This window comes from Photobacterium sp. R1 (genome assembly GCF_054600795.1).
In genome coordinates this window covers 1-241 of sequence record NZ_BAAHZP010000905.1, presented here as the reverse complement: position 1 = coordinate 241, position 241 = coordinate 1, and the positions used below count along the sequence as shown (strand labels likewise).

Here is a 241-nt window from a genome sequence, read left to right as displayed (position 1 = left end):
CGCTGAAAAAATCCAAGATGCGGGCACTGAATCAGGTGTCATTCAAAATGTACAAAAGTCGCGGCCTGGCGGTGGTGGGAGAATCCGGTTCCGGTAAATCCACCACTGCGAAAATGATCGCCAAAATGTACGAGCCCACGGCAGGGGCAATCGAGTATTTCGGTCGTGATATTCAGGACATCACCAAGAAAAGCGAGCTGATGCAGTACCGTCAGGGGGTGCAAATGGTCTGGCAGGATCC

1 protein-coding gene is annotated in these 241 nt (G+C 52.3%); it reads left to right on the top strand.

Annotation, left to right across the window (positions count from 1 at the left end):
* Positions 1-241: ATP-binding cassette domain-containing protein (locus ACYP03_RS27690; RefSeq protein WP_459782895.1), on the top strand; the 241-nt coding region annotated here is incomplete at both ends.